The 21,608-nt window shown below is 69.8% G+C and carries 26 protein-coding genes; 4 read left to right on the top strand and 22 right to left on the bottom strand.

Annotated features, from left to right (window positions below; genetic code table 11):
- Positions 1-3 precede the first annotated feature (3 nt).
- The 4 genes from trxB (at position 4) to AB0C59_RS05800 (ending at position 3,352) form a co-directional block, all read left to right on the top strand.
- The gene (gene trxB / locus AB0C59_RS05815; RefSeq protein ID WP_355272905.1) at positions 4-987 is read left to right on the top strand and encodes a thioredoxin-disulfide reductase; all 984 of its coding nucleotides are present in this window, start codon (positions 4-6) and stop codon (positions 985-987) included.
- A gap of 160 nt (positions 988-1,147) precedes the next feature.
- Entirely contained in the window at positions 1,148-1,921 is a 774-nt protein-coding gene (locus AB0C59_RS05810; RefSeq protein WP_355272794.1) for a heavy metal-responsive transcriptional regulator, read from the top strand.
- Positions 1,918-2,250, top strand: a complete 333-nt coding sequence (locus tag AB0C59_RS05805) for a hypothetical protein (RefSeq protein ID WP_355272797.1) — start codon at positions 1,918-1,920, stop codon at positions 2,248-2,250. The genes AB0C59_RS05810 and AB0C59_RS05805 overlap by 4 nt, the downstream gene beginning before the upstream one ends.
- 130 nt (positions 2,251-2,380) lie before the next feature.
- The gene (locus AB0C59_RS05800; RefSeq protein ID WP_355272907.1) at positions 2,381-3,352 is read left to right on the top strand and encodes a bile acid:sodium symporter; all 972 of its coding nucleotides are present in this window, start codon (positions 2,381-2,383) and stop codon (positions 3,350-3,352) included.
- A gap of 3 nt (positions 3,353-3,355) precedes the next feature.
- Here AB0C59_RS05800 and AB0C59_RS05795 read toward each other — a convergent pair whose 3' ends face one another.
- The 22 genes from AB0C59_RS05795 to AB0C59_RS05690 form a co-directional block, all read right to left on the bottom strand.
- Entirely contained in the window at positions 3,356-5,509 is a 2,154-nt protein-coding gene (locus AB0C59_RS05795) for a hypothetical protein (RefSeq protein ID WP_363001317.1), read from the bottom strand.
- 202 nt (positions 5,510-5,711) lie between these two features.
- Positions 5,712-6,059, bottom strand: a complete 348-nt coding sequence (locus AB0C59_RS05790) for a helix-turn-helix transcriptional regulator (RefSeq protein WP_355272803.1) — start codon at positions 6,057-6,059, stop codon at positions 5,712-5,714.
- Positions 6,056-7,183, bottom strand: a complete 1,128-nt coding sequence (locus AB0C59_RS05785; protein ID WP_355272910.1) for a site-specific integrase — start codon at positions 7,181-7,183, stop codon at positions 6,056-6,058. Before AB0C59_RS05785 ends, AB0C59_RS05790 begins: the two co-directional genes overlap by 4 nt.
- A 623-nt stretch (positions 7,184-7,806) precedes the next feature.
- Entirely contained in the window at positions 7,807-8,226 is a 420-nt protein-coding gene (locus tag AB0C59_RS05780) for a PIN domain-containing protein (RefSeq protein ID WP_363001315.1), read from the bottom strand.
- Positions 8,223-8,981 carry a hypothetical protein gene (locus AB0C59_RS05775; RefSeq protein WP_363001313.1) on the bottom strand — a complete coding sequence of 253 codons (759 nt, stop codon included), beginning with the start codon at positions 8,979-8,981 and terminating at the stop codon, positions 8,223-8,225. The genes AB0C59_RS05780 and AB0C59_RS05775 overlap by 4 nt, the downstream gene beginning before the upstream one ends.
- Positions 8,982-9,198: 217 nt before the next feature.
- Positions 9,199-9,807 carry a hypothetical protein gene (locus tag AB0C59_RS05770; protein WP_363001312.1) on the bottom strand — a complete coding sequence of 203 codons (609 nt, stop codon included), beginning with the start codon at positions 9,805-9,807 and terminating at the stop codon, positions 9,199-9,201.
- On the bottom strand, positions 9,804-10,565 hold the full coding sequence (locus AB0C59_RS05765) for a DUF6884 domain-containing protein (protein ID WP_051707861.1): 762 nt from the start codon (positions 10,563-10,565) through the stop codon (positions 9,804-9,806). Before AB0C59_RS05765 ends, AB0C59_RS05770 begins: the two co-directional genes overlap by 4 nt.
- Entirely contained in the window at positions 10,562-10,924 is a 363-nt protein-coding gene (locus tag AB0C59_RS05760) for a hypothetical protein (RefSeq protein WP_033226254.1), read from the bottom strand. Before AB0C59_RS05760 ends, AB0C59_RS05765 begins: the two co-directional genes overlap by 4 nt.
- Positions 10,921-11,370, bottom strand: coding sequence for a hypothetical protein (locus AB0C59_RS05755; protein ID WP_030381433.1), 450 nt, complete (start codon positions 11,368-11,370; stop codon positions 10,921-10,923). Before AB0C59_RS05755 ends, AB0C59_RS05760 begins: the two co-directional genes overlap by 4 nt.
- 312 nt (positions 11,371-11,682) lie before the next feature.
- The gene (locus AB0C59_RS05750) at positions 11,683-12,369 is read right to left on the bottom strand and encodes a hypothetical protein (RefSeq protein ID WP_355272811.1); all 687 of its coding nucleotides are present in this window, start codon (positions 12,367-12,369) and stop codon (positions 11,683-11,685) included.
- Between the two features lie 118 nt (positions 12,370-12,487).
- Entirely contained in the window at positions 12,488-13,096 is a 609-nt protein-coding gene (locus tag AB0C59_RS05745; RefSeq protein ID WP_355272814.1) for a hypothetical protein, read from the bottom strand.
- 100 nt (positions 13,097-13,196) lie between these two features.
- Entirely contained in the window at positions 13,197-14,264 is a 1,068-nt protein-coding gene (locus tag AB0C59_RS05740; RefSeq protein ID WP_355272817.1) for a DUF4007 family protein, read from the bottom strand.
- Between the two features lie 16 nt (positions 14,265-14,280).
- Positions 14,281-14,634 carry a hypothetical protein gene (locus AB0C59_RS05735; protein WP_030819355.1) on the bottom strand — a complete coding sequence of 118 codons (354 nt, stop codon included), beginning with the start codon at positions 14,632-14,634 and terminating at the stop codon, positions 14,281-14,283.
- 49 nt (positions 14,635-14,683) lie between these two features.
- On the bottom strand, positions 14,684-15,700 hold the full coding sequence (locus tag AB0C59_RS05730) for an N-6 DNA methylase (protein ID WP_355272820.1): 1,017 nt from the start codon (positions 15,698-15,700) through the stop codon (positions 14,684-14,686).
- Positions 15,701-15,841: 141 nt separating this feature from the next.
- Entirely contained in the window at positions 15,842-16,207 is a 366-nt protein-coding gene (locus tag AB0C59_RS05725; protein ID WP_030819352.1) for a hypothetical protein, read from the bottom strand.
- Between the two features lie 134 nt (positions 16,208-16,341).
- Positions 16,342-16,650: a hypothetical protein gene (locus AB0C59_RS05720; RefSeq protein WP_030381426.1), complete on the bottom strand. Its 309-nt coding sequence runs from the start codon at positions 16,648-16,650 to the stop codon at positions 16,342-16,344.
- 74 nt (positions 16,651-16,724) lie between these two features.
- Positions 16,725-17,186, bottom strand: coding sequence for a hypothetical protein (locus tag AB0C59_RS05715; RefSeq protein WP_030381425.1), 462 nt, complete (start codon positions 17,184-17,186; stop codon positions 16,725-16,727).
- 217 nt (positions 17,187-17,403) lie between these two features.
- Positions 17,404-17,649: a hypothetical protein gene (locus AB0C59_RS05710; RefSeq protein WP_355272823.1), complete on the bottom strand. Its 246-nt coding sequence runs from the start codon at positions 17,647-17,649 to the stop codon at positions 17,404-17,406.
- 91 nt (positions 17,650-17,740) lie between these two features.
- On the bottom strand, positions 17,741-18,415 hold the full coding sequence (locus AB0C59_RS05705; RefSeq protein WP_355272826.1) for a GNAT family N-acetyltransferase: 675 nt from the start codon (positions 18,413-18,415) through the stop codon (positions 17,741-17,743).
- Between the two features lie 173 nt (positions 18,416-18,588).
- Entirely contained in the window at positions 18,589-19,137 is a 549-nt protein-coding gene (locus tag AB0C59_RS05700; protein WP_030819345.1) for a hypothetical protein, read from the bottom strand.
- A 129-nt stretch (positions 19,138-19,266) separates the two neighbouring features.
- Positions 19,267-20,577, bottom strand: coding sequence for a DNA methylase (locus tag AB0C59_RS05695; protein ID WP_363001308.1), 1,311 nt, complete (start codon positions 20,575-20,577; stop codon positions 19,267-19,269).
- Positions 20,578-20,599: 22 nt separating this feature from the next.
- On the bottom strand, positions 20,600-21,559 hold the full coding sequence (locus AB0C59_RS05690; RefSeq protein ID WP_363001306.1) for a hypothetical protein: 960 nt from the start codon (positions 21,557-21,559) through the stop codon (positions 20,600-20,602).
- Positions 21,560-21,608 lie beyond the last annotated feature (49 nt).

Genomic DNA, 21,608 nt, shown 5'->3' with positions numbered 1-21,608 from the left:
TCCGTGACGCACTCCGACGAGGTGCGCGAGGTCATCATCATCGGCTCCGGCCCCGCCGGATACACCGCCGCCCTCTACACCGCCCGCGCCCAGCTCAATCCCCTGCTCTTCGGCAGCTCCATCTTCGTCGGCGGCTCGCTGACCACCACGACCGAGGTCGAGAACTTCCCCGGCTTCCCCGACGGCGTCGACGGCCCGGCCCTGATGGAGAACATGCGGGCCCAGGCCGAGAAGTTCGGCGCCGAGATGATCGACGACGACATCACGGCAGTCGACCTCACCGGCGACATCAAGCTCCTCACCGACTCCTCTGGCACCGTGCACCGCGCGAAGACGGTGATCATCGCGACCGGCTCCGGCTACCGCAAGCTCGGCCTGCCGAACGAAGACGAGCTGTCCGGCCGCGGGGTGTCCTGGTGCGCGACCTGCGACGGGTTCTTCTTCCGTGAGCGCGACATCGTCGTGGTCGGCGGTGGTGACACCGCCATGGAGGAAGCCACCTTCCTCACCCGCTTCGCGAAGTCGGTCACCGTCGTCCACCGCCGCTCCACCCTGCGCGCATCGAAGGTGATGCAGGACCGGGCGTTCGCCGATGACAAGATCTCCTTCGCGTTCGACAGCGAGATCGCCGAGATCAAGGAGACGAACGGCATGCTCAGCGGTGTCGTCCTGCGCGACGTCTTCACCGGCGCCACCCGCGACCTCGACGTCACGGGCCTGTTCATCGCCATCGGCCACGACCCGCGCACCGAGCTCTTCGCCGGCCAGCTCGACCTCGACGGCGAGGGCTACATCACCGTCGCCGCTCCGTCGACGCGTACAAGCCTGTCAGGGGTGTTCGCCGCCGGCGACGTCGTCGACCACACCTACCGTCAGGCCATCACCGCCGCCGGCACCGGTGCGGCCGCGGCCCTGGACGCCGAGCGCTGCCTCGCCGCCCGCGGCGCGGCAGAGACCGTGTCGGAGGCCGCCGCGGTCCCTGCCTGAACGAACCGCGACGCGGGCCCGCCGGGAAACATCCTGGCGGGCCCGCGCCAGGGTGGGCATCGGCCCCGAAGGAGCGCTGCCGTCATCCTGACGCCATGCCCGGGACGCGATGGGGCGACACTTGACCTTCGAGTCGGGTTGAAGGTTTACCGTCGGTGGCGTGACGACCTACCGCATCTCGCAGCTGGCCGAACGCTCCGGCGTACCGGCCACGACGCTGCGCTTCTACGAGGACGCCGGTCTGCTGCCCGCTGACCGCACACCGTCCGGGTACCGGGTGTACGGCGAGGACGCGGTGGAGCGCCTGGCCTTCATCTCCTCCGCCAAGATGCTGGGCCTGGCCCTGGAGGAGATCCGCGAGCTGCTGGATGTCCGGGAGGAAGGGGTGTGCGCGTCCGTACGGGCGCGGATGCTGCCCCTGGTCGCGGACCGGATCACCCAGACCGACAGCCGCATGGCCGAGCTGCGTGCGTTCTCCGCGCACCTGGCCGGTGTCCACGCTGACCTGTCCGGTCCCGCGCCCGCTGGGGCGTGCGGTCCGGACTGCGGCTGCACCACGCCCAGCACCACGGCGGCCGGGCCCGTGCCGGTCGCCCTCTCGCTGACCCGCCCAGGCCAGGCCACGGAGTCGTGGCGGGAGGCACCGGTGGCCTGCACGCTGGGCGGCGCCGAGTTGGGCGAGCGCACCCAGCAGTGGCGTCGGCTGGTCGGTAAGGCCGAGCGACGCGAGGAGATCGACGACGGCGTACGCCTGTCCTTCCCCTCCGGCGCCGAGCTCGCTGGCGAGGTCGCGGCCCTGGCCGCGGCCGAGCAGGGCTGCTGCGCGTTCTTCGACTTCCGTCTGCACCTGACCCCGACCGCTCTCCAGCTGGAGGTGCGGGCGCCGGAGTCCGCCGCCGGGATGCTGGCCGACCTCTTCGGAGTACCCGCATGACCACCCCGCCCCCTGTTTCCCGACCGTCCCGGCCGTGGGGTGCCGTCGGCGCCAGCGCGGCCGCGATCGCCGCCTGCGCGGTGTGCTGCGCCGGCCCGCTCCTGGCCATCCTCGGCGGCATCGGCGTCACCTCCGCAATCGGAGCACTGTGGGTGCCCGCGCTCGCGGTGCTGGCCGTCGCCGCCGGAGTGGGTGTCTGGGGGGTGCGGCGGCGGCGCCGGACGACAGCCTGCCGTACTGCTCCGCCGCAGGCCGACCTAGGCATGCCGACCCTCGGCCCGCGCCCCGCCCTGGGCCCGGACCCGGACAGCAGCAAGACCCATCACTGACCAGGAACCGCAATCAGACCGCGCGCAGTGGCCTGTGAGGATAGAACGCACGACCGCCACGAGGCGGCCGGCACAGCACGAAGGAGCAGTTCGGGTGTCGCAGCAGGGACCGCAGGGCCTGGTCGAGCGGATGGAACACCACCAGGTCGCGATCTATCTTGTGGCACTCGCCGTCGGAGGGCTGCTCGGCTGGGCGGCCCCCGGCCTCGGGCCGGGGCTGGAGCACGCGATCAACCCGGTGCTCGGGGCGCTGCTGTTCGTCACCTTCCTCCAAGTCCCGGCTGCCGAACTGGTCCGCTCCCTGCGCGACGGACGGTTCCTGTCCGCCGCGGTCGTGGTGAACTTCGTGGTGGTGCCGCTGGTCGTCGCCGCGATGTTCGCGTTCCTGCCCGCGGACCAGGCGGTCCGGCTCGGTGTCCTGCTGGTGCTGCTGTGCCCGTGCGTGGACTACGTCATCGTCTTCTCTGGGCTCGCCGGCGGCTCCAGCCGGCGCCTGCTGGCCGCCACCCCGGTCCTCCTGGTCGCGCAGATGACGCTGCTGCCGGGATTCCTCTACCTGTTCATGGGCTCGGAGCTCGCCGACATCGTCGAGGTCGGCCCGTTCGTCGAGGCGTTCGTCGTCCTGATCGTCATCCCGCTCGCCCTCGCCTGGGCTCTGCAGGCGTGGGCCGCGCGACGGCTGGCCGGGCAGAAGGTCTCCGATGCGGCGACCACCACGATGGTGCCGCTGATGGCCGCCACGCTGCTGGTCGTGGTCGCCTCCCAGGTCCCCAAGCTCGGTGACAGTCTGACCGACGTCGCCGCCGTCGTCCCGTTCTACGCGGCGTTCCTCATCGTGATGGCGTTCGCAGGTAAGGCCGTGGCGCGCCTGTTCCGACTGGACGCCCCCGCAGGACGGGCGATCGTCTTTGCCGGGGCGACCCGCAACTCCCTCGTCGTCCTGCCCCTGGCCCTCGCGCTGCCCGACTCGCTGGCCGTCGCCGCGGTCGTCGTGGTCACCCAGACACTCGTCGAAGTCCTCGGCATGGTGGCCTACGTCCGCCTCGTCCCCCGTCTGATGCCCGGCCCGCAGCAGTCCGCAAATGAGCCGGTCGCGCCCTGAGTGTCATCTGGGCAGCTTCGCCGTGCGCTCGGGATGGGCGGTGGTGACGTAGTGCATGGCGGTCTTCTCCGTGATGCCGAACAGGCGCATCAGCTTCAGCGGATCACCGGTCTCGAGCGCCTCGTTCAGGATCCGGTCCTGTCTGAGGCCGTCCAGGGTGAATCCCTTGGGCAGGTGCCGGTGCAGCATGGTCATGCTGACCGGCGGGTGGTCGGGGTCGAGCGCGGTGCGCTGGCTGACGAGCAGGTGGGGGTTGGTCGAGGCGGGCCAGCGGCGGTGGCGGTAGGTGAGCCACTCGGCGGCGAGGCCGTGGGTGAACTCCTCGATGTAGGGGGTGTGGCGCAGCAGGCCGCGGCGTGCTTCGAGAGTGCCGTGGGCAAGGTCGAGGTCGCAGGTCAGCAGCGTAGGCATCTCGTGGCCGGGCAAGGCGTGGACGGCGGTCAGGGCGACGACGAGCCGACCGAGCGGGGTCGTGGCGCGGTCGAGAAGAGTGGCCAGGAGGTCCGAGGGCACGGACTTCGGGATGCCCTTGAGGTCGCCGACGGGCAGGTTGCGGGTGGGGTCGCGGAAGACGACGCGTTCTTGACGCAGGGCCCTGAACAGGCTGCGCAGGCTGATGGCGAGCTGGCGGCGGGCGCTCCCGGTGAGATCGTCGACGGCGGTGGTGGCGTGGTCGCTGGTGATCTGCCGAAGTGTCGTGATGCCGCTGCGCGTCCAGGCGGCCAGGACCGGCTGGAGAGAGGCGAGGTAGCGACGGATGCCGTCGTAGCTGCGGGCCTCGTGCTCGCGTCGGCCCTGACCGCGCAGGACCTTGACCCACAGACTCACCTCGTCGGCGACGGTCGGCGGCATCGTGGCGATGGTGGCCTCGACCCATACCTGGTCGGCGTCCCGGTGCAGTTCGCGATCCTCAGCCAGCAGGCCCCGGGCGGCAAGGAACTGGCAGACCCGCTTGGCCGCGAGGTTGGGGTCGAGCAGGGCGAGGTCGTGGACATCGCGCTCCCGGAAGGCGGTCTCGGCGCCGAGCCAGTACACCAGGATCGTCAGCGTGCGGATGTCCTTGCGGTACGCGGGGTCCTGCTGGCCGCGGCGCAGCCGGTCCAGTTCCTCAGTCAGCGCACGGGCCGCGCCGGTCAACGTCAGGTCCCTGTAGCTACGGCGGCGCAGACGGGCCATGACCGGCGACCAGTCGCGCCGCATCTCGAAGAGCGGCTCCTGCCCGCGGGCGGCATGGAGGGATAGCACCGCCTCGTCCTCGTCTTCGGACGACGCAGGTTCGGCGACCGGAACCAACTGGGCCTGGCCGGGAACCCCGTGCGGAAGGTCGATGACCAGCTGGGCGGCACCGGCCGCGGCCGGGCCTCCGTCGTCCAAGTGCCGGTAGAGGCGGCAGGTGCGGCACCGGCCGCCGCGCAGCGGCAGTTCCTCCCGTCGGCACCGGCCGCACCGGCCCACAGGGTGTAGCTCGCGCCAGTGGCGGCACGGAGTGCAGCGGAAGCCTCGTTTGTCGCCGGCCATCCAGGAGTGGCAGTCGCGACACGACCGCGGAGCGGGGGGCGGCAACGGCGCCGGGGCGGTGATGTAAGTGGTGGTGGGCTGGTTCGTGGTGGAGAACCGCATCGGCTGCGGCGCCGGGTCGAGCAGTCCAGCCCGCAGCAGGACCAGGCGTACCGCATCCCCGTTGGACGGCAGGTCCCGCAGCATCGACTCGGGCAGCCGTACGGCACCCTCGGCCTCCCGCACGGCCAGCGCGAGGCGGACCATCTCGGCGATTGCGCGCTGCCAGCCCACGGACATGCCGTGCTCGGCTGCCATCACCTCGATCACCAGGCGGCACTGCTCCCACCCGGCGACCGGCCGGCCGACGATCGCGCTGACCGTGGCGTCGGTCAGCACCCGGGGCACCGTGAACAGCGCAAGCTGGCCGCACACCTGCTGCTGAAGCACCGGTGGCCCGCCCGGGGCGGCGCGCTGCCTCCTGAACTTGATCCACCACCCCTGCCCCACCTTGAGCCCGGTCTTCGTGGGCCGGCGCAGCGGCCGGGCGTCCGCCGACCGGTCGCCGTACATTCCGCCGACGATCAACTGGACCGGCCGCGGTCGCGCCTCCTGTAGACCCAGGGCCCACTCGGCGTCGTCCTCGGCTCGAATCGCCATCAAACACGGCTTGCACAGCCCGTCTGTATTCAGATGTGCCTCGTGTCGGCACCGCGGGCACACCCCGACCTCGGGGTACTTCCTCGCCCAGGGCCGGCACCCGTCGCACACCCGGTACCAGTGCACCACCAGCCAACCCAGGCACACCGGACAGCTCCGCGCCAGTCCCTGACCACGATCCTTCGCCACCGCCGGGGCCCCCTCAGTTCGGCGGGAGCGAGCGCGGCCCGGTGCCACGGCGGCTGCGCGGCACCGGCCGGACCGGGCCCGTTGTCGGCCCTTCCTCGGCGCCTACCGCCCGTTGGCCGGACTCCGGCACCCCCTGGGCACCGGCGAGCGGCTCGGCCTGGAGCAGGTCGGCGACCGTGCAGTTCAGCGCGGCGCACATCTTGTCCAGGTCCTCCAGGCGTACGGTGACCGGCGTGCCGCCCCACAGGGCCGCGACCTTGCTCAGTGAGGGGTTGAACCCCACCTGCTGGAAGGCGGCCAGCACCTCGGTCGGCCGCCACAGGTCCCGTTGGGCGGCCACCATCCGAAGGTTCCACTTCACCGTAGGTTCCCCTTGTCCATCACCAGTCGTTGGGCCGCCTGGGAGCTCGCGGTCAGGTTCGCGTGCTCAGGGTCGGCGTGAGCGGTCGCCATGTACCGAAGTGTCGTGGTTGCCCAGTCGTGTCCGAGGACTTTCTGCACTTCCCACAACGTCATCCCGCGCTCGTAGTTGTGGGTCGCGCAGGCGTGCCGCAGCAGGTGCGGGAAGAGGTCGGTGACCGGTCCGGTCAGGTAGCTCGCGGCCGCCGTGTGCAGCGCCTTGCGGAACGTGGACGGCACGATCGCCGGCGCGATCGGCAGGTTCAGCGAGGCGACCGCGGTCGGCTTGCGCTCCGAGGGCCACAGCGGCGCCCGCGGGTGCTCGGTGTCGTCGCCGAACTCGCCGCGGATCTCCTCGATGTACCACCACAGGAGGGCCCGGCCCTCCTGGAACATGTACGCCTCGCGCGGCCGCGGCCCCGAGCCGTGCGCGCCCTTGCCCAGCACGACGAACCGGCCCCACTGGCCGTGCTCCCAGTGCAGGTCGCCCATGCACACGCCGCACAGCTCCGCGGCGCGGACACCGGAGAGGTAGGCGACCTTGGTCATCACGTAGTCGCGGCAGGCGACCAGGTACTTCCGGGCGTTGGGCAGGTCCTCGCGCCACCGGCCGAGGAAGTCGCGCATCGCGGGCTGCGACGGCGGGATCCGCAGGCCGAAGTCCCCGCGGTGTCGGGGCCGGTTGAACGGGTCGATCGGCGACTCGACGGCGGCGCCGAACCGCCGCATGATCTCGCCGGCGTACCGCTGCTCGAGGAACGCGAAGTACGCATCGATCTTGTTGATCTTCCCGCGCAACGTCGACGGCGCCCGCTTGCCCGGCCCGGCGAAGTAGCGGTCCACCTCGCGTGGGGTGAGCTGCCACGGCACGGTGCCGTAGTACTCGCAGACCTCCACCACCGGCTTGAGCAGGCCATCGAGCGTCGTTGGCGCCAGACCGGCCGCGTCCCGGGCCCACTGGTACTCCGAGAGCGTGTCGAGGAAGAAGCTCTCCTCGTCGACTGCGGACATACGGGCCTGCCGGCGCCGCTGCAGGGTGACGACGTCGGCCAACCCCGACTCCACGGACACCGCTGCCGGATCCACCGTCGCATCGGCGTCCGCTCCCGGGCGCACCAAGGTCAGTACGCGACTTTCGAAATCTGACACGAACCGGAAAATTACTGGGATCACTCGCAGAATCTGCGAGTTACTGCGGAGATCTCACACCAACGAGTGAACGCCATCAAAGGTGCGATCTGCCTGCTGAAATGCAGCTTCGCCAGGTCGGGCGGCAGTAGACGAACCCGCGCGTACTCCACTAGGGAGCACCTGGCCGTCCGGCAGCACGATGACCGTCCGCGCCGTGCTGCGGCCGGTGTAGGTAGCGGAGAGGGCCTGGTTATGGGGGTCGCTCGTTTCTGTCCGTTGTCCGTTTTCCGCAGTACCCCCACCCACCTGCAGTCCACACACAGCAGCCCGCGCCGACGGCCGTCGTGGGCTGCTTCCCTCTCAATCTGTCACTCGGTGCAACCAAGCCACAGTGAGCCCAGGTTTTGCGCCTCGCGCGCGGGCAGCCGCCCACCGGCGGCTCCCTCTGAGGCTGGCAGCGTGCATCGCCGGCATGGCAATCCTCCTCACAGCCAGGACATAGTCGCGGCAATCGAGCAGGTGCGTAGTCACGTTAGCGTTGAGCAGACGGATTACAGATCCTCCGCAGACACGGGCCGCTACAGCGGCTGCCCTGTGTCGAGCCGAACCTGCTTGAACGAAGGGCAAAAGCGGGCAACGGTCTCGTAATCCTTATCGACGTGAAGCACAGCCAGGTCTTCCACATGGGCCGTGGCCGCGAGTACGAGGTCAACGGGGCTACAGCAGCGGTGCGCTCCCTTGGCTGTCAGGGCCTCCTGCATGCTCCGAGCTGTGTCGTACACCTCCGGTCCAGGCGTAAGGTACTCAAACAGCTTGGCGAGCGAACCAATCAACTTGACGCGATCGCCGGCCTTCTGTGCGGAGTAGCAAATCTCAAACTCGATGAGCGGGATGATGCCGACCTCGCCACGAGCAATGACCGATCTCCACGTCGGGTAGAGACCTGGATCCTGAAAGAAGCGGTGCACGGCAGACGTGTCGATCACATACTTGATCACTCGGCGGCCTCATCACCAGCGTCAAGTGCACCAGCAAGCGCCTCCAGGTCTTGAAGCACGGTGTCGACTGTTTTAAGGGTGTCCTTGGCCTCATCATCCGGATGAGCGCCCAGAGGGGAGTAATGAATCTGTAGGCGCTGGATCGCCTCGCGCATCGCGTGAATATCCTTGTCAGTCACGCGATGCGCAGCCAGATCCATGGCAGCCCGCAGAAATGCCCCACTACCCATAGCCGGGTCGCTGATCTGTAGATTCTGGGCCGCAGAGAGAACTTCGGACGAGGGCAAGTTCTCCAGCGCCGCCCTGACAAACGCTAGATGCCTGTCAAAGCCAGTCGCCAATGAGGGCGGGGTGTGCCACCTCGATTTAGCCGGGCCGGGACCAGCCCTATTAGGGGCTGGGGAGCTGCTCTTAAACTCCACCAGACCGAAGTCACGCTTCCCGGATTCGCTCGCAATCTCATAAACAAGATCGACCGTGCCCTCCACCTGGGCACCCTCGACGGAATATGAAGCATCCTCTGATGCCGCACTGGGAGCAGTCGCCCTGTACTTCTGTTTTTCGTCGAGGACATTCCAATCAAGGTCGCCGCCCCTCACCATGGCAGCCACCTCATCGATGGCTTCCTCGCGCTCGCCTCGTTCTGCGACCTCCCGCAAGGCTGCGTTGATGGTGTCCTTGATCGTGGACGTACCAAGACGTGCTTTGGCAGCCGCCAGAAGCTGGGGATCGACGTCCACCGTCGTCTTCGGCATCCGTCTACCTCTCGCGCTGAACTCTGCAGTATGGATGCCCACGGTACCGGGAGTCATCTCTCACAGGTAGGTATGGCCAAGCGCCTCAGTAGTCGGCCTCAGCGCTCAAGAGGACTAGCAGCTCGCTGTCACATAGAGTCACCCTCGGCGGTGCGGCCTCCTTCGGCTCAACCAAACCTTCGCCCTTGCTCCACCGCAGTGGACGGCCGTCTCACCTTCAGCTGAACATGTCCGGACCCGCATAAGCTGCATAGATGATCCCGAGGTGCCCTCGGGGCGAGCCGGCCGTGCGTCCGTCCGACAGGGTCCGCAGCCGTGGGACGGGGTCCGCGTAGGTGACCACTCCCCGTACGCCGTGCCCCGCGGCCAGGCGCAATGCCGCCGCGACCGCGAAGCTCTCCCCGTTGCTCGCCACCGAGGGGGACAAGCACACCCGAGACATCTCAAGGGCCTCGGTATAGGGCTCCAGGGAAGGGAAAACCCTGGTCAGAGCCCGGCGGCTCATTGGGACGCCCAGGACGATAACACCAACCAGCAGACCGCCGTCGACCTCCTGGCCGTGGTCGTCCTCTGCAGGCTTGAGGTCCACCAGCCCGAATCGGTGGACCGCCGGCGGCCACCCCGACAGATAGTGGTTCGCCTGGATGTACTTCCGGGCGGGCGCCTCCGCCAGCTCGACGACCTCGTACCGGCGCCGGTCGAAGCCACCCTGCGACGTGTGCACCCACGTCGGCACACCGCCGCTCCAGCGCTGCGTCCAGCCCTCGGCGCGGCCGGCGGCCATGGTCTCCCACTGCGCCGAAGCGGGCCCGAGCGGCGCGCTCACCGCTGCTGCCCGGCTTCGGCTCGCGCGGCGAGGCGGATCTGGGAAAGGCGTTGCTTCATCTCCCCGATCCCGCTGGCACCGGCGAGGGGTGCCTTGAGGTCCGGCCAGGACTGCCTCGCGAGGGCGACGTACTTGCTGCCGGCCAGCACCGTCACCTCCGCCGACTCGATGCCGCGTTCCCGTACCTGCGCCTGCACAAAGTCCGCGTTGACGCTGCCGGGGTCGCCCACGGTGATGTCGTACGGGTCGATCTCCGTGGACAGGTCGAGGAGCCCGTGGGCAGCGGAGAGGATGTACTGGCGGCCGCCGTCCTGGAGCAGGGCTTTGGCCGTCTCCCGGCAGGAGCCGTGGAAGGTGCCGACGTACATCGCGCCAGCGGTCACGCGGCGGTCCTGCTTGGCCTTTCCGCAGCCGACGACGACGATCCGGAACCTGCCCGCGCCCTCGGCGCGGGCCCGCTGCCAGCCGTCCTCAGTCAGAGCACCGCCCCAGACGTCCAGCGCGTCCCGCGTTGCCTCCTGTCCACGAAGGACGTCGCGGCTCTGATCCAGGCCGACGTAGCCGATGTCGGCAAGGGACGCCAGGGTCCGCAGGTTGACGGACTTGGGCAGCAGCCCGATCGGGTCCCTGGCCCCGGCGAGGAGGGCGCGGCGCTGGGCGGGGGTGATGCGAGGAGTGAAGGCTCCGGCCGTACGCGGCCGGTCCGGGGCGCCGGGCGACGTGGCCGTGGCGCTGTTGCCGGGGTGGTCGGTGGTCATCGTGTTCCTCGTGATGGGGTCGGCGCCAGCTGGGGGTCGGACCAGCGGGCGGGCAGGGTGGTGTCGCCGTCTTCCTCGCGGCGCTGGTCTTCCAGGTCGGCGGCGCGGACGCGGCTGCGGTGCCACTGCTCGGCGGTGTGTCCGCTCGGCCGGCGGCACCTTTGTCGGGGCGTGGCTTTGCATGTGGGGCAGGTGAGGGATGCCGGGCAGGTGTCGCCGATGTCCTCGCCGTCGCAGAAGGCGCAGGGCGGGGCTGTGGCCGGCAGTACGCGCCCGGCGACGTCGACGAGGAGACCGGCCGCGCGCCAGGCGCGTTCCTCGGCTCTCGTCGACGGCGGCCCGAAGCTCTGGCGGTTCACGCTCCGCCTGTCTCGGCTGCCGGGTCCGCGCGGACGAAGGACTCGCCCTCGGGCCAGATCGCGATGATCTTGTGGTGGGACAGGAACTCCTTGGCGACCGGGCCCGGCTCGGCGGTGAACAGCAGTGCGCGGCGGGCCGGGGAGAAGAGCCGCGCGCAGTCGCTGATCACGCCGTACGCGGCGATGAGCGCGGGGTAGTGCGATCGGTGACAGGCCATCACCACCTCTCCGGCAGTCGCGTCGAAGAGGTCGGTGGACGCCAGGACGGGATCCGTGACGACGCGGTGCCGCAGGACACGGTGTCCCTTGGCCGTCAGGTGGAAGAGGTAGGCGGTCAGGACCGCGTTCTCGGAGCGGTCGGCCTCCTCGTCGTTGGCTCGGCCGGGCTGGGGGCGGGCCGGATCGGAAGGGGCCAGGTAGGCGACGTGCGGACTGTCGGTGGTCATGGTGTGGGCGCTTCCGGAGTCGGGTGATACGGCGGCGGGGCGACGGCGCGGCGCAGCATCTGAAAAGAGAGGGTCAGTTGGGCAGCAGGGCGGTGGTGGGGTGCATCCGTCGCGGTGCTGAGGCGAGGGCATCCCGGCGCGGGCTGCGGGTGAAACCTGAACTGGCTCAGGCCATCGCGGTGGGGACCTGGCTTTGAGGGACGAGCGCTAGCCCGGTGAATACCTGCGGGTGAGGGGCGGGGGCAGCCGCGACGGTGCGTGTCCGGCCTGCCTCAGGGCGGGTTGAGGGCAGGTCGCAGCCGTCAGCTTCGCTCACCCACCGCTCGGCGGCAGCGGCGCCGCCCGGTCGAGCTTCGAGTACCGCTGGCTGACCTCGCGCGCCGAGTACGTGACCGGACGCCGGTCCTTCTCGTGGACCGTGACGACGATTCCGTCCGGAGACTCATCGAGCCCATCGACCCAGACGTACTGAAAGTACCCGCCAGCGGCGCTGTAGTGCATGAGGCGGTCCCCAGGGCCGACGGGGGCCTGGACTGTGCCGCCGGTGTACCGCTTGTAGGGCACGAGGACCTGCGGGACCCCTTCCGGAACGGCCAGGGCGCGATCAGTCAGCATGTCGGTTACGTGCTCTCTGATCAGCGCGTACAGGGTCTGGGGCGGCGGATTCTCTGTCGCGAGTGCCACGAAGGCCACTCGGAGCCCTTCGTCGTCTTGGGCGGGCGGGCATCCGCGGGTGTCGGCGAGGGCGAGGACGTCTTCGGCGTACCGCTGGGCGACTCTTCCGCGGTGCAGCTGCGTGCTGGCGGGGGAGTTCGCGGCGACGCAAGCAGGACAGGACAGGGGAGCGTCGGTGACGCGCGCCGGGTCGAGCTTCTCGTAGGGGTGGACGACGGAGTACCGGCCCGCGTTGCAGGCCACGTCAATCATGAAGCCGGTGTGGCTGTTGAGCAGGCCCTCGTGGACGGCGCCGTCGTGGCCGATGAGGTTCTTGTGGTCCATCTTCTCGACCGCCCCAGGGGCGGTGTCCTCGCCTTCGGTCTGTACGTCGGTGGTTGGCTGGACGACTTGTGGTCCGCCGGCACGGGCACGGTTGGACCCCGCGCCCGTGCCGTCCGGCTCATTCGCTCAGGTAGAAGGTCACGCCGCGGCAGACGAAGCGGACCGGGCCCGTCGCGTTGATGGCCAGCTGGTACGCCTCCTTCTCGGAGACCGAGCCCGGCTCCGTCACGATCTCGTCGAACCGGGTCTGGCCCTGGAGGTAGCGGATCAGGTGGTACTTGGCCTCCGGCCCGTCGAGCGGGATCGTCAACCCGCGCGGGGGGTGGTAGTCGGTCAGGCCGCGCCCGATCCATCCGGCCGAGAGCCGGACCGGCGCGGGGAAGGGAACGCGGTGCGCGAGGTGCCGGGCGACGGCCTCGTGGGCGCGCTGGTCCCACATTCCGTTCCAGACGTCGCTCGCGTTCTGGGCCTCCTCGTCGTACGCGGCCAGAGCCCGGCGCATGTTGAGGTACTCGTTGCCCTCGCGGAAGTGCCGGGACGTGGCCCAGTTGCCGTCCGCGTCGAAGCCGTCGTCCATCGACTGCCCGTCGTGCTGGCGGCCGACCATCCAGTGACCGGCGGACTCCTCCACGCCGAGCCACACGCCCTCGAAGGAGCCGCGCCACGCGCGTCGCGCCTGGTGTACGACGGTCCATCCCTGGTGCTGTCCACCGGTCTTGATGCGCATGCGTGTCTCCTGGGCCTGTCTCGTCGGTAGGGGAAGACGCGGGGGTGCTCAAGCCCGGAGGCGAGCACCACCAACAAGGATCACAGTACACATGGAAAACCTAATAGGCAACATAAGTGCTGGGTTCGCCGAGCCCGGGATCCCGCCTCGGCGAGCGGAAGTCGGGAGTCAGTCCGTCAGGGCCTGGATGGGTAACTCCCCATCTCCCAGCACGGCATGTGGTCGGCCGTAGGGAGGGGTAGGCGTCGGCGAGGACGTCCTCGGCGAGCAGTGCGGGCGGGCATGAGTAGACGAGTGTCTCCTGGCCGTCGCCGGACTCCACGACGGCCAGACCCCCATGCTGGCCGGCGATCTGGTGCAGGGCGCGGCGGAGGTCGGCGGTGCTCGTGAGAAGGAGCCGGCCGGGCCCGAGGGGATCGGAGGCGAGCCGAGCCAGGGTGACGGAGCCGACCTCCGGGCCGGCGGTCCGGGCTGCGAAGTCCAGGCTCGCGTACACCTGAACGGGCGCGGGACAGTGTCGGCCGGCCGTTCGGCGGAGCACGACGAGGTGGCTGCGGTCGGCCATGCGGTCGGCGGGCGGTTCTGGGTCGAGCAGGTGGAGGGTGCGGAACGGGTTAGAGAGCTCGTCCTCGATGTTCGCGGCAGAGCGGTCGCCGGGCGCATACATGCTCACCAGGCAGGCGATGTCCGAGGCGAGCACCGACGAAGCCGGGCTCCTGAGGCCGGCCGCTTCAGCGGCGGCCGCCAGGCGCCCCTGCGTCTCTGCGCGGCTGGACCGGCTGAGCGGGGAGTACCCGAAGAGGTACCGCCAGGTGGGCACATGGCACGGCCGGGCGCTCACCAGCCACCAGTGCAGCAGCCACAGGCTGGCATCGAGCTCGAGGTAGGGGTCAGCGCCGGTCTCGTCGTGCAGGAGCCAGTGGGCGCGGTCCGTGGGCACCAGGCCCTGGCTGTTGCGGACGGCCATTCCGAAGGCCTGGGACCAGAAGGCCATGGACGGGACCATGCTCTTGCCGACGCCGAGCACGACGGTCGCGTCGGGGCGGCGCAGGGCGGTGGGGTCCTGGAGCAGGGCGTCGTAGACCTTGCAGAGCCACCCGTAGCGCGGTGGGTAGCCGCGGTGCCGGCCGAAGGCCGGCAGGCAGTCGGACAGGGGGGCGGGGCTCAACACGGGGGTCCTTTGCTCAGTCGAGGGGGAGAGGGCTCCGGTCGGAGAGGGTGAGCCGGGCGACCAGACGTGCGAGGGAGTGCGCCCAGCTGGCTGATGCGCCGCCGATGAGGAACTCCTCGCTCCAGGCGGGCTCGTCGCCGATGAGCGGCCGGCTCGTCAGCCGGACCTCCCTCGGGCCGACTGCGGCGGGGGAGAGCTCGAGCTCGTAGGACCGGGCCTCGGTGTCGATGTGCCAGGACAGCAGACCCTCGGCGTCGGTGCATCCGCAGGCGAGCACGTACACATAGGTACGGCTGGGCGCTGGCAGGACGGTGCGCAGCGCCTGGGCTACGGCCTGGCTCTCGCGGTGGTCGTGGGCTTGGCCCATGGTCTCTCCTTCGGGCTCGGCCCACGAGGTCGCGGGCCGGGTGGGGCGGCTAGTTGGTGGCCATGAGGGCGTCGAGCAGGCGGTCGGTCGTGCGTGTGGCGATCGCGAAGCGGATCAGATCCATGACGTCGTCGCGGTGGCGGGCCATGTCGCGCGCCCGGGCGAGGGTGTCCTCGGCGAGGTTGGGCTGTGCGAGGACATCTCCGCATCCGACGACCGCGCGGGGGCCCAGTTCCCAGACCAGGGCGTTGACGGCGGCTCCGGCGGCGGCCAGGGGATCGAGTTCGAGCATGACCCAGCCGCGCTCTGCCGGGTCCTCGCCGGCGCGGCGCAGGTCCTGCGCGGCGGAGCGGAAGAGCCCTCCTGTTCCGGCGGTCGGCTCGAGCGCCCATTCGCCGCGTCGGTGGGGTCGCCTTCCTGTGCTGCCCTCGTCGGCCAGCACGGTGGCGATCAGATTGCTGATGTCGGGCGGGGTGTGGTACTCGCCGAGGCTGCGCCGGGAGTGGTGGTGGCGCAGGCTCGTGATGACCCAGGACATGAGGTCGATCCGGGACCGCTCGGCGGGGTCGGTGTCTCCGGTGTGCTGGAGGACTCCGTGGCGCAGCGCGGCACGGGCCACGGCGCGTACGCCCGCGAGGTGGGTGTCGTGCAGGTCCTCCCTGGTCCAGTCGAACAGCGGGCGGGCGGTGGCCCACAGGTCGGGGCGAAGGCGGTAGTAGTAGTCGGCGCTGTCGGCCAGGCCGCGGACCAGGACGCGCGGGGGCTGTGCGGCGATGTACGCGGCGATTGTGTCGGCGGCCTCGGCGCCGGGGGACTTCTGGGGCCACAGAGCGAGGGCGGCGACGACCCCTGCGGGGATGTCGAGCCGGCTGCCGCCGGCGGCGTGCCAGGCCTCGGCGACCGCTTCGCCGAGGACGGAGCCGGGGCTACGGCTGACGGTGATCGGGGGGCAGTTGGTCGTACCGGCGTGCCGGGCGCAACTCGGATCGGTACAGTCCCCTTCCCTGTGGGTGATCACCTGATCGATGGCCTTGGTCACGATGGTGGCGGTGGAATCAGCGGGCATGAGGGTTCCAGGGCATGGGTGGGGTGTTGTGGTCGGGAACAGGGAGTCGGGACCGGTGCCGCGGGTGGGAAGGCGCCGTCTGCGGCACCGGGCCTGCACGTTGTGGTGATGAGTGCCGTACGAGCGGCGCAGCCGTCTCGCTCAGAGAATTCCGCGGCGGGCCAGGTCGGGTTCGCACAGGGAGCAGGTCCCGCACGGCGTGTGCTCGGTGCATCCCACCTGCGGGAGAGCGTCGGCCTTGGCGCCCTCGCGATGGACGAACTTGGGCCACTCGCGCTCGTACAGGAACTCGCCGCCCCACTCCCGGGACTGGAAGCCGGCGATACGCGAAGCGTGGTTGGTCGCGTCGGGCTGGGCGACCCACGTGGTGGTGCGGTCCGGGAGGGTGTGTTCCCACACGTACCCGTACACGGTGGTGCGGTCGGTCTTGCTCACCACGAGGAACCCGCGGGTGTAGTCGTTGTGGGCCGGCTGGAAGTCGATGTGCTGGGCGAGGCCGGGCAGCATGATCACATCTCCGGGTGAAGCGGGTTGGGGGTTGGGGCTACGGGGGACCTGCCTACGCCCGGGTTCTGCCGCCTGCGGCGTGCAGGACCGCGTAGGTCTGGGCGGAACGCACCCGGGCGCGGCGGTCAGGGAGATCAGGTGCTGTGCAGTGCGGCGGATGCGGCGGTGTACTCCGCGCACGCGGGCATGGAGTCGCGCAAATCGGGACCGCGCAGCCCGCGGCTCCCGCACGGCCGACGCCCGCACTTGAGCCGCTCGCGACCGTCAGCGAGCCGCTTCAGCACCGTGTGGGCGCAACTTCCGCAGACGGCGGGCGGGTTGTCGAGATCGGCGCCGAGGAGCGGCGCCCCGGTCGCCGGGTGCACACCGCGGTCGAGGTACATCCGTATGGAGCCGCGGGGAGGGTATTCGGCTTCCGGAGTGCGGATCACGGCCCTGGTCATGATGCTGGTCCCTTTCTGGCGGAATCGTTCGTAGGGCGGCGGCACCGTGGGTGACGGCGCCGGGCGGCGTCCGGCTACTTGGCCTTGCGCTGGTCGACCCGGTGGGCCTGCGCAGCCACGCGCATGACCTCGTCGAAGTCGAAGCCGAGGTTCTGGGCGTAGGCGCGCAGATCGTTGAGCAGGACGTGCAGCGCCTTCGAGAAGGTGGGGTAGGGGTCGTCTGCCATGTGCACTCGAAGGGCGGCAGCAGCGTCGCTGGCGTGCACGTATACGTCGAAGAGGTGGTCCTCGGCGGCCGAGTCATCCGTGTTGTGGATCGGCTCGACGGAGGGCGCGAGGTTCGGCATGGCGGCCAGGGGGCGTTCGTCTAGTCGCGCCTTCGCGTCGCCGTCGAGGCAGCGTTCGACGTCGGTGCGCATGTGACTGGCCAGGTGCATCAAGTCGGTGGTGATGTCCACCAGGGTCAGCCAGACATCGGCCCAGCCCCGCCGGTAGGCGAGAAGCGCGGCGTCAACCTCATGGACGACAGCAAGCATGGGAGGGCTCCTGAGGAGAAGGGGGGCGGTGTGGCGCGGGCTTGAAGGTTCGCCAGCAATGCAAGCAATCTACATACTGAAACGAGAATAAGCAACATTCAGGATGCTCGAAAGTACCCACGCCCCCGGATGGTGGGCCGGGGTGCTCACACACTCACCCGGACCACCATCCGGAGTCTCAGGTGCGCGGCGCAACGGCCGCGGCACCGGGCTCCCGCTACTCGCCCGCGCCGGCAGCATCCCTGCGCGCTCGCCGCTCCTGGGGCTGTCGCCGGGGCATCGTCCCGGCGAAGACCAGGAGCGCCGCCAGCGCCACCCCGACCGCAACGATCCCGCCGACGAGGCTGCCGGGCTCTATCACCCACACGCTGACCAGGGCGACCGCCGCACTCGGCGCGCCCCAGCGAAGCGACCACCGGGCCCAGGGGCGCGGCACGGGGCCCTGTCTGTCAGCAACTGGCATCGGATTCTCCTTGGTTGTGGATGCAGATCCGTACCTGCATTCGTACGCATGCTCTAGCCGGGATGAACGTTTCAGCCTGGCCTTCGGCAGTTCAGGGCCACAGCCGCTCACCGTCGAAGTAGGTACCTCGGGGCAAGCTCGTGTTGGGGAGAATGCCCGAGACGACCGGAGAGGAAAGACCGGGGACATCGACGAGTGCGGTGTACCGGTCCAGAGCCCGGGCGGCCACTCGCGTGTCGCCCCACTGCTGCTGTACCGGGTTCAGAGGACCGAGGGACACGTTCAGGTCGTCCATGATCGTGAAGCCCAAGCCCTGGTAGTAGCTTTCCAGCTCAGGGAAGCAGTTGAGGGTCAGCAGTCCGTAGCCGGCGCGCGTGAAACGGCGCACCGAGTGCCGGACAAGTTCGGCTCCGATGCCGCGCCCGCGCTGCTGGGGCAGCACGGCCACTGCCGTGATGGTCGCGATTCGTTCCGCCAGGCGGTGTGCCAGGACGGGATCGACACCGATGTGGCTGAAGAGCCAGAGCGGGACGCCTCCGATGAGGACGCCGAGGATCTCGCCTGCATCGCTTAGTGCCACGACCATCAGGTTCCGGAAGTGCGAGAGGGGTCCCTCCTGCGGCAAAGACAGGTTCGGCCGGACGTCCTCGAAGGCGTCGGGATCGCCGGGGTTCACGTCGGCGAGGAGTCGCATAACGGCGTCCGCGTCGGTGGGCGCCACGTCGCGGAGCGTGATGCCGGGCAGACGGGTACGGGTGGTGCCCATGATGGCTCCTGGGTGTATGAGACGCGGTGCGTCGCCTCTGGGATGGCGGAAGGGAAGAGCTGTGGAGGGGTTCCAGCGGCGGCCTTGGCCAGGCTGGATTGCGTTCGGGCTTGGGACCGGGCCGACCGGAGTTGAGACAACTGTCGGGCGGCCCGGTGTCCTGTGCTGAGGCGTCAGTAGATGTGGCGGCCGTCGGGCACTGTCCGGCCGATCAGGCGCCAGGGCGGACCGTCATTCAGCACGCCCATCGGGCACTGATCGGGTCGGTGCGTCGCCAGGTCGGCCTCGATAGCCGTGTACCAGTGCTGCGCGAGCGGGCACCGCGTCCCGCGTGCGCACGCGGGACGTTCCGCTGCGAACACGTGGTACACGTCCGATGTAGCGGGGAGAGAGAGACGGAACCTGGCCGAGAAGCGCTTACCCTTGGCCGACTGGCTCCGACCCCATGTCCAGAACCCGTAGACGAACTGGGTCTGGCCGTCGCGGTCGAGCCGCCAGCGCAATATAGAGCCGTCGTAACGCGGGTCGTCGGGGGACGATTCGTCAGCGCCCGCGGGCACGGCTCCGGTCATGTCGAGGACGGTCTGGCTGGTCCCGACGAACGCCTGAGGCACGGCCAGCACCCAGTGGCCAGTGGACCTTACCTGCCACCGGTACGGCCTCCGCCGCATGTACTGCGTTCCCGCCTTGCGGCGCTTTATGAGCGGCTTGTTCCGCTTCATCTATATCAGTCCCCGGATGCGCTGAGACGGCGCGACGCCTGGAGCGGCGCTCGTCAAGTGGTTTGGCGAGGCGGGGCGTTGGCCCGACCTGAGAATGACAGTACACATTGAAACGAGAATACGCAACATCTAGGCGGTGTCGCCTCCGTCGCGCCGCGCGAGGTCCGCACCCGCTTGGAACCGGTCCCAGGCCAGCCGGCTGTCGACCGCTTCCTCGATCGCTCTCCAGACCAGCCCTTGCGCGGGGTCCTCTGGAATGTGCGGCTCCCCGCGGTTGCCCCGGACCACCGTGACCGTGTCGCCGACCGGCGGACGGGCTCGGTGAACGAGGATGCAGGTGGGCGTCCCGTGACCGGGGATGTAGGCCCCGGAGGTGTCGATGATCCAGCGCGCGTCGTAGCGGGGAAGGAACTCGGTGACGTACCGCCTGCCGAACTCCCGCTTCATGAACGAGTTCGCGGTCAGCTGCGCCACGAAGCCGTCCGGGACGGCCAGGTGCTCGAGCATCAGCGCGGTAAAGGGCAGAGCCAGTGAGTATTTGCCGGCCGCAACCTGCGGGTACGCGGCGCGGACCTGGTCGCGGACGACGGGGTCCTTCGGGGTGATGTAAGGCGGGTTGGCTACGCACGCGTGGTACGTGCCAGCGGCCAGCAGGGGCTCGGTGCGGTCCAGCAGGGAGTCGGCGGCGGTCACGTTGACGGGCCACGACGCCGGGACGCGGTCCAGGCTCACGCCGAGGACGGACGCCGAGCTGGCCAGAAGGCGGTAGGCGGTCAGCGCCACGGCGTACGCGTCGAGGTCCACGCCCGTCACCGCTGCCAGAGCACGCTCGACTGCCTGCGGCCCGTGCCCAACCGGGGCGGGCCGGCGGCCGCGGACTGGCGGAACGCGGGTCATGTGGAACGCGGCGACGGCGATGTGCCCGGTCCCGCAGGCGGGGTCGATCATCCGGACGTTGGCCGGCCCCCACTCCTCCATGGCAGGCTCCAGCGACAGACGCAGCAGGAGTCGGGCGACCCAAGGCGGCGTCTGGCACAGGGCCCGCCCCTTGCGGGCCTCCTCGGACAGCAGCTGGTAGGTGTCGCCGAGGGCGTAGCCGTCCACGCGGTGCTCGTCTTCGAGGGCGGGGTGCCGATCCCAGAACTCCTCGATGGCGGCCCAGGCGGTGGCGCCGAGCGGCTGCTCCCACAGCGGCAGTACGGCCGGATCGGCGAGCGGGGCCAGGGAGGGGTGGCAGTCGGCGAGGCTCTCCAGGGACTTGAGCAGGCCGTCCGGGCCCGCCGGGCGGTCGTCGGTCGGGGCCAGGCCGTGGTCATGAGCGTGCCGGACGAGGGCCGCAGCATGGGTCCAGAGGGTCGCCGTGCGCTGCTCGCCAGTGTCGCGCCCGACCGTGGCGGTGACCTTGTCGTAGGCGGCGGGAGGCAGGGTGCGCGTGGTCATCTCTCCTCGCAGGGGCGGTGGTCTACTGGCCGGCGGTCATCGCGGCCCACACTTTGGCGAAGCCGTCGCGGGCCTTGTCCTGCACGCCGGCCGGGGCGGTCACGTAGAAGTCCTCGACCGTGCCGTAGACCTTGGGGTCCGGGCGGACGCGAGTGCGGACGCGGTCGATGCCGACGCCGTGGGCCTTCGTGGAGTGCTCAACCGGTCGGTTGAGGGCCGTGGCGGCGTTGTGCAGGAAGGTGCCGACTTCGGCGCGGCTGCCGGTGCGGACGGTTTTCACCGACCGGTAGACGGTGCCCTTGAAGCTGCTGTCGCGGCACTCCGGCTTGGCGCAGCGGTTGCCGTGTGCGGTCTTGCACTCGGGTCGACGGCCAGCGGTGTAGGCGCGCTGCAACCGGTAGACCGCCCACGGCTCCTCGTCCAGCCGAGCGTTGAACCGACCGATCGCCTCGGTGTTCTGGTCGTCGGTGACCCGCCTGAACAGGGTGTCGTCCTTGTAGAGGGACATGTTGTCGTTCAGGGCCATCGACAGGTACTCCAGACGCAGCACGCGCGCCGCGAGGCCGGGGTACTTCCGCAGCCGCTCCAGGTGATCCGGCTGAGGTGAGCACACCCCAGAAAACGGGCATACCGGACAGTATGACTTGGCCATGTCAATCCCGAGGCGGTTCTTCACGTAGCCCTGCACGTCCTGACGAGACCAGCCGAGCCTGAGCAGCGGGTAGTCCAGGGCGAAGGTCTCGTAGCCCGCCGTCTGGTTGCGCTCGGCCTGGAACTTGTTGGCCTTGACCGCGCGCTTGTGCTCGTCGGCGTTGTAACCGAAGAGCTTGCCGACGGTCTGCCCGCCCGACCGCTTGAGCTGGAGGCGGTCGATCGGGAAGGCCTTGTGCTTCTGGCTGCATACGTGACCGCCGGCGTACTGGGGGACCGTGCCGTTCTCCTCCAGCTCGTCCATGAGCGTCCACGGGCCCTTGCCGAACACCTTGCCAGGGTTCGTGGTGTCGGAGAGGACCTCGACGCCTGCCGAGTCC

This window comes from Streptomyces sp. NPDC048664 (genome assembly GCF_040650555.1).
Classification (GTDB): Bacteria; Actinomycetota; Actinomycetes; order Streptomycetales; family Streptomycetaceae; genus Streptomyces.
This window is presented reverse-complemented; position numbering and strand designations above follow the sequence as displayed.

Excerpts from the sequence above, each read along its gene's own strand:
- AB0C59_RS05805 (WP_355272797.1), top strand. The coding sequence starts at position 1,918 with ATGACCACCCCGCCCCCTGTTTCCCGACCGTCCCGGCCGTGGGGTGCC.
- AB0C59_RS05800 (WP_355272907.1), top strand. The coding sequence starts at position 2,381 with ATGGAACACCACCAGGTCGCGATCTATCTTGTGGCACTCGCCGTCGGA.
- AB0C59_RS05795 (WP_363001317.1), bottom strand. The coding sequence starts at position 5,509 with ATGGCGATTCGAGCCGAGGACGACGCCGAGTGGGCCCTGGGTCTACAG.
- AB0C59_RS05775 (WP_363001313.1), bottom strand. The coding sequence starts at position 8,981 with ATGCCGAAGACGACGGTGGACGTCGATCCCCAGCTTCTGGCGGCTGCC.
- AB0C59_RS05765 (WP_051707861.1), bottom strand. The coding sequence starts at position 10,565 with ATGACCACCGACCACCCCGGCAACAGCGCCACGGCCACGTCGCCCGGC.
- AB0C59_RS05755 (WP_030381433.1), bottom strand. The coding sequence starts at position 11,370 with ATGACCACCGACAGTCCGCACGTCGCCTACCTGGCCCCTTCCGATCCG.
- AB0C59_RS05750 (WP_355272811.1), bottom strand. The coding sequence starts at position 12,369 with ATGGACCACAAGAACCTCATCGGCCACGACGGCGCCGTCCACGAGGGC.
- AB0C59_RS05745 (WP_355272814.1), bottom strand. The coding sequence starts at position 13,096 with ATGCGCATCAAGACCGGTGGACAGCACCAGGGATGGACCGTCGTACAC.
- AB0C59_RS05735 (WP_030819355.1), bottom strand. The coding sequence starts at position 14,634 with ATGGGCCAAGCCCACGACCACCGCGAGAGCCAGGCCGTAGCCCAGGCG.
- AB0C59_RS05730 (WP_355272820.1), bottom strand. The coding sequence starts at position 15,700 with ATGCCCGCTGATTCCACCGCCACCATCGTGACCAAGGCCATCGATCAG.
- AB0C59_RS05725 (WP_030819352.1), bottom strand. The coding sequence starts at position 16,207 with ATGCTGCCCGGCCTCGCCCAGCACATCGACTTCCAGCCGGCCCACAAC.
- AB0C59_RS05720 (WP_030381426.1), bottom strand. The coding sequence starts at position 16,650 with ATGACCAGGGCCGTGATCCGCACTCCGGAAGCCGAATACCCTCCCCGC.
- AB0C59_RS05715 (WP_030381425.1), bottom strand. The coding sequence starts at position 17,186 with ATGCTTGCTGTCGTCCATGAGGTTGACGCCGCGCTTCTCGCCTACCGG.
- AB0C59_RS05710 (WP_355272823.1), bottom strand. The coding sequence starts at position 17,649 with ATGCCAGTTGCTGACAGACAGGGCCCCGTGCCGCGCCCCTGGGCCCGG.
- AB0C59_RS05705 (WP_355272826.1), bottom strand. The coding sequence starts at position 18,415 with ATGGGCACCACCCGTACCCGTCTGCCCGGCATCACGCTCCGCGACGTG.
- AB0C59_RS05700 (WP_030819345.1), bottom strand. The coding sequence starts at position 19,137 with ATGAAGCGGAACAAGCCGCTCATAAAGCGCCGCAAGGCGGGAACGCAG.
- AB0C59_RS05695 (WP_363001308.1), bottom strand. The coding sequence starts at position 20,577 with ATGACCACGCGCACCCTGCCTCCCGCCGCCTACGACAAGGTCACCGCC.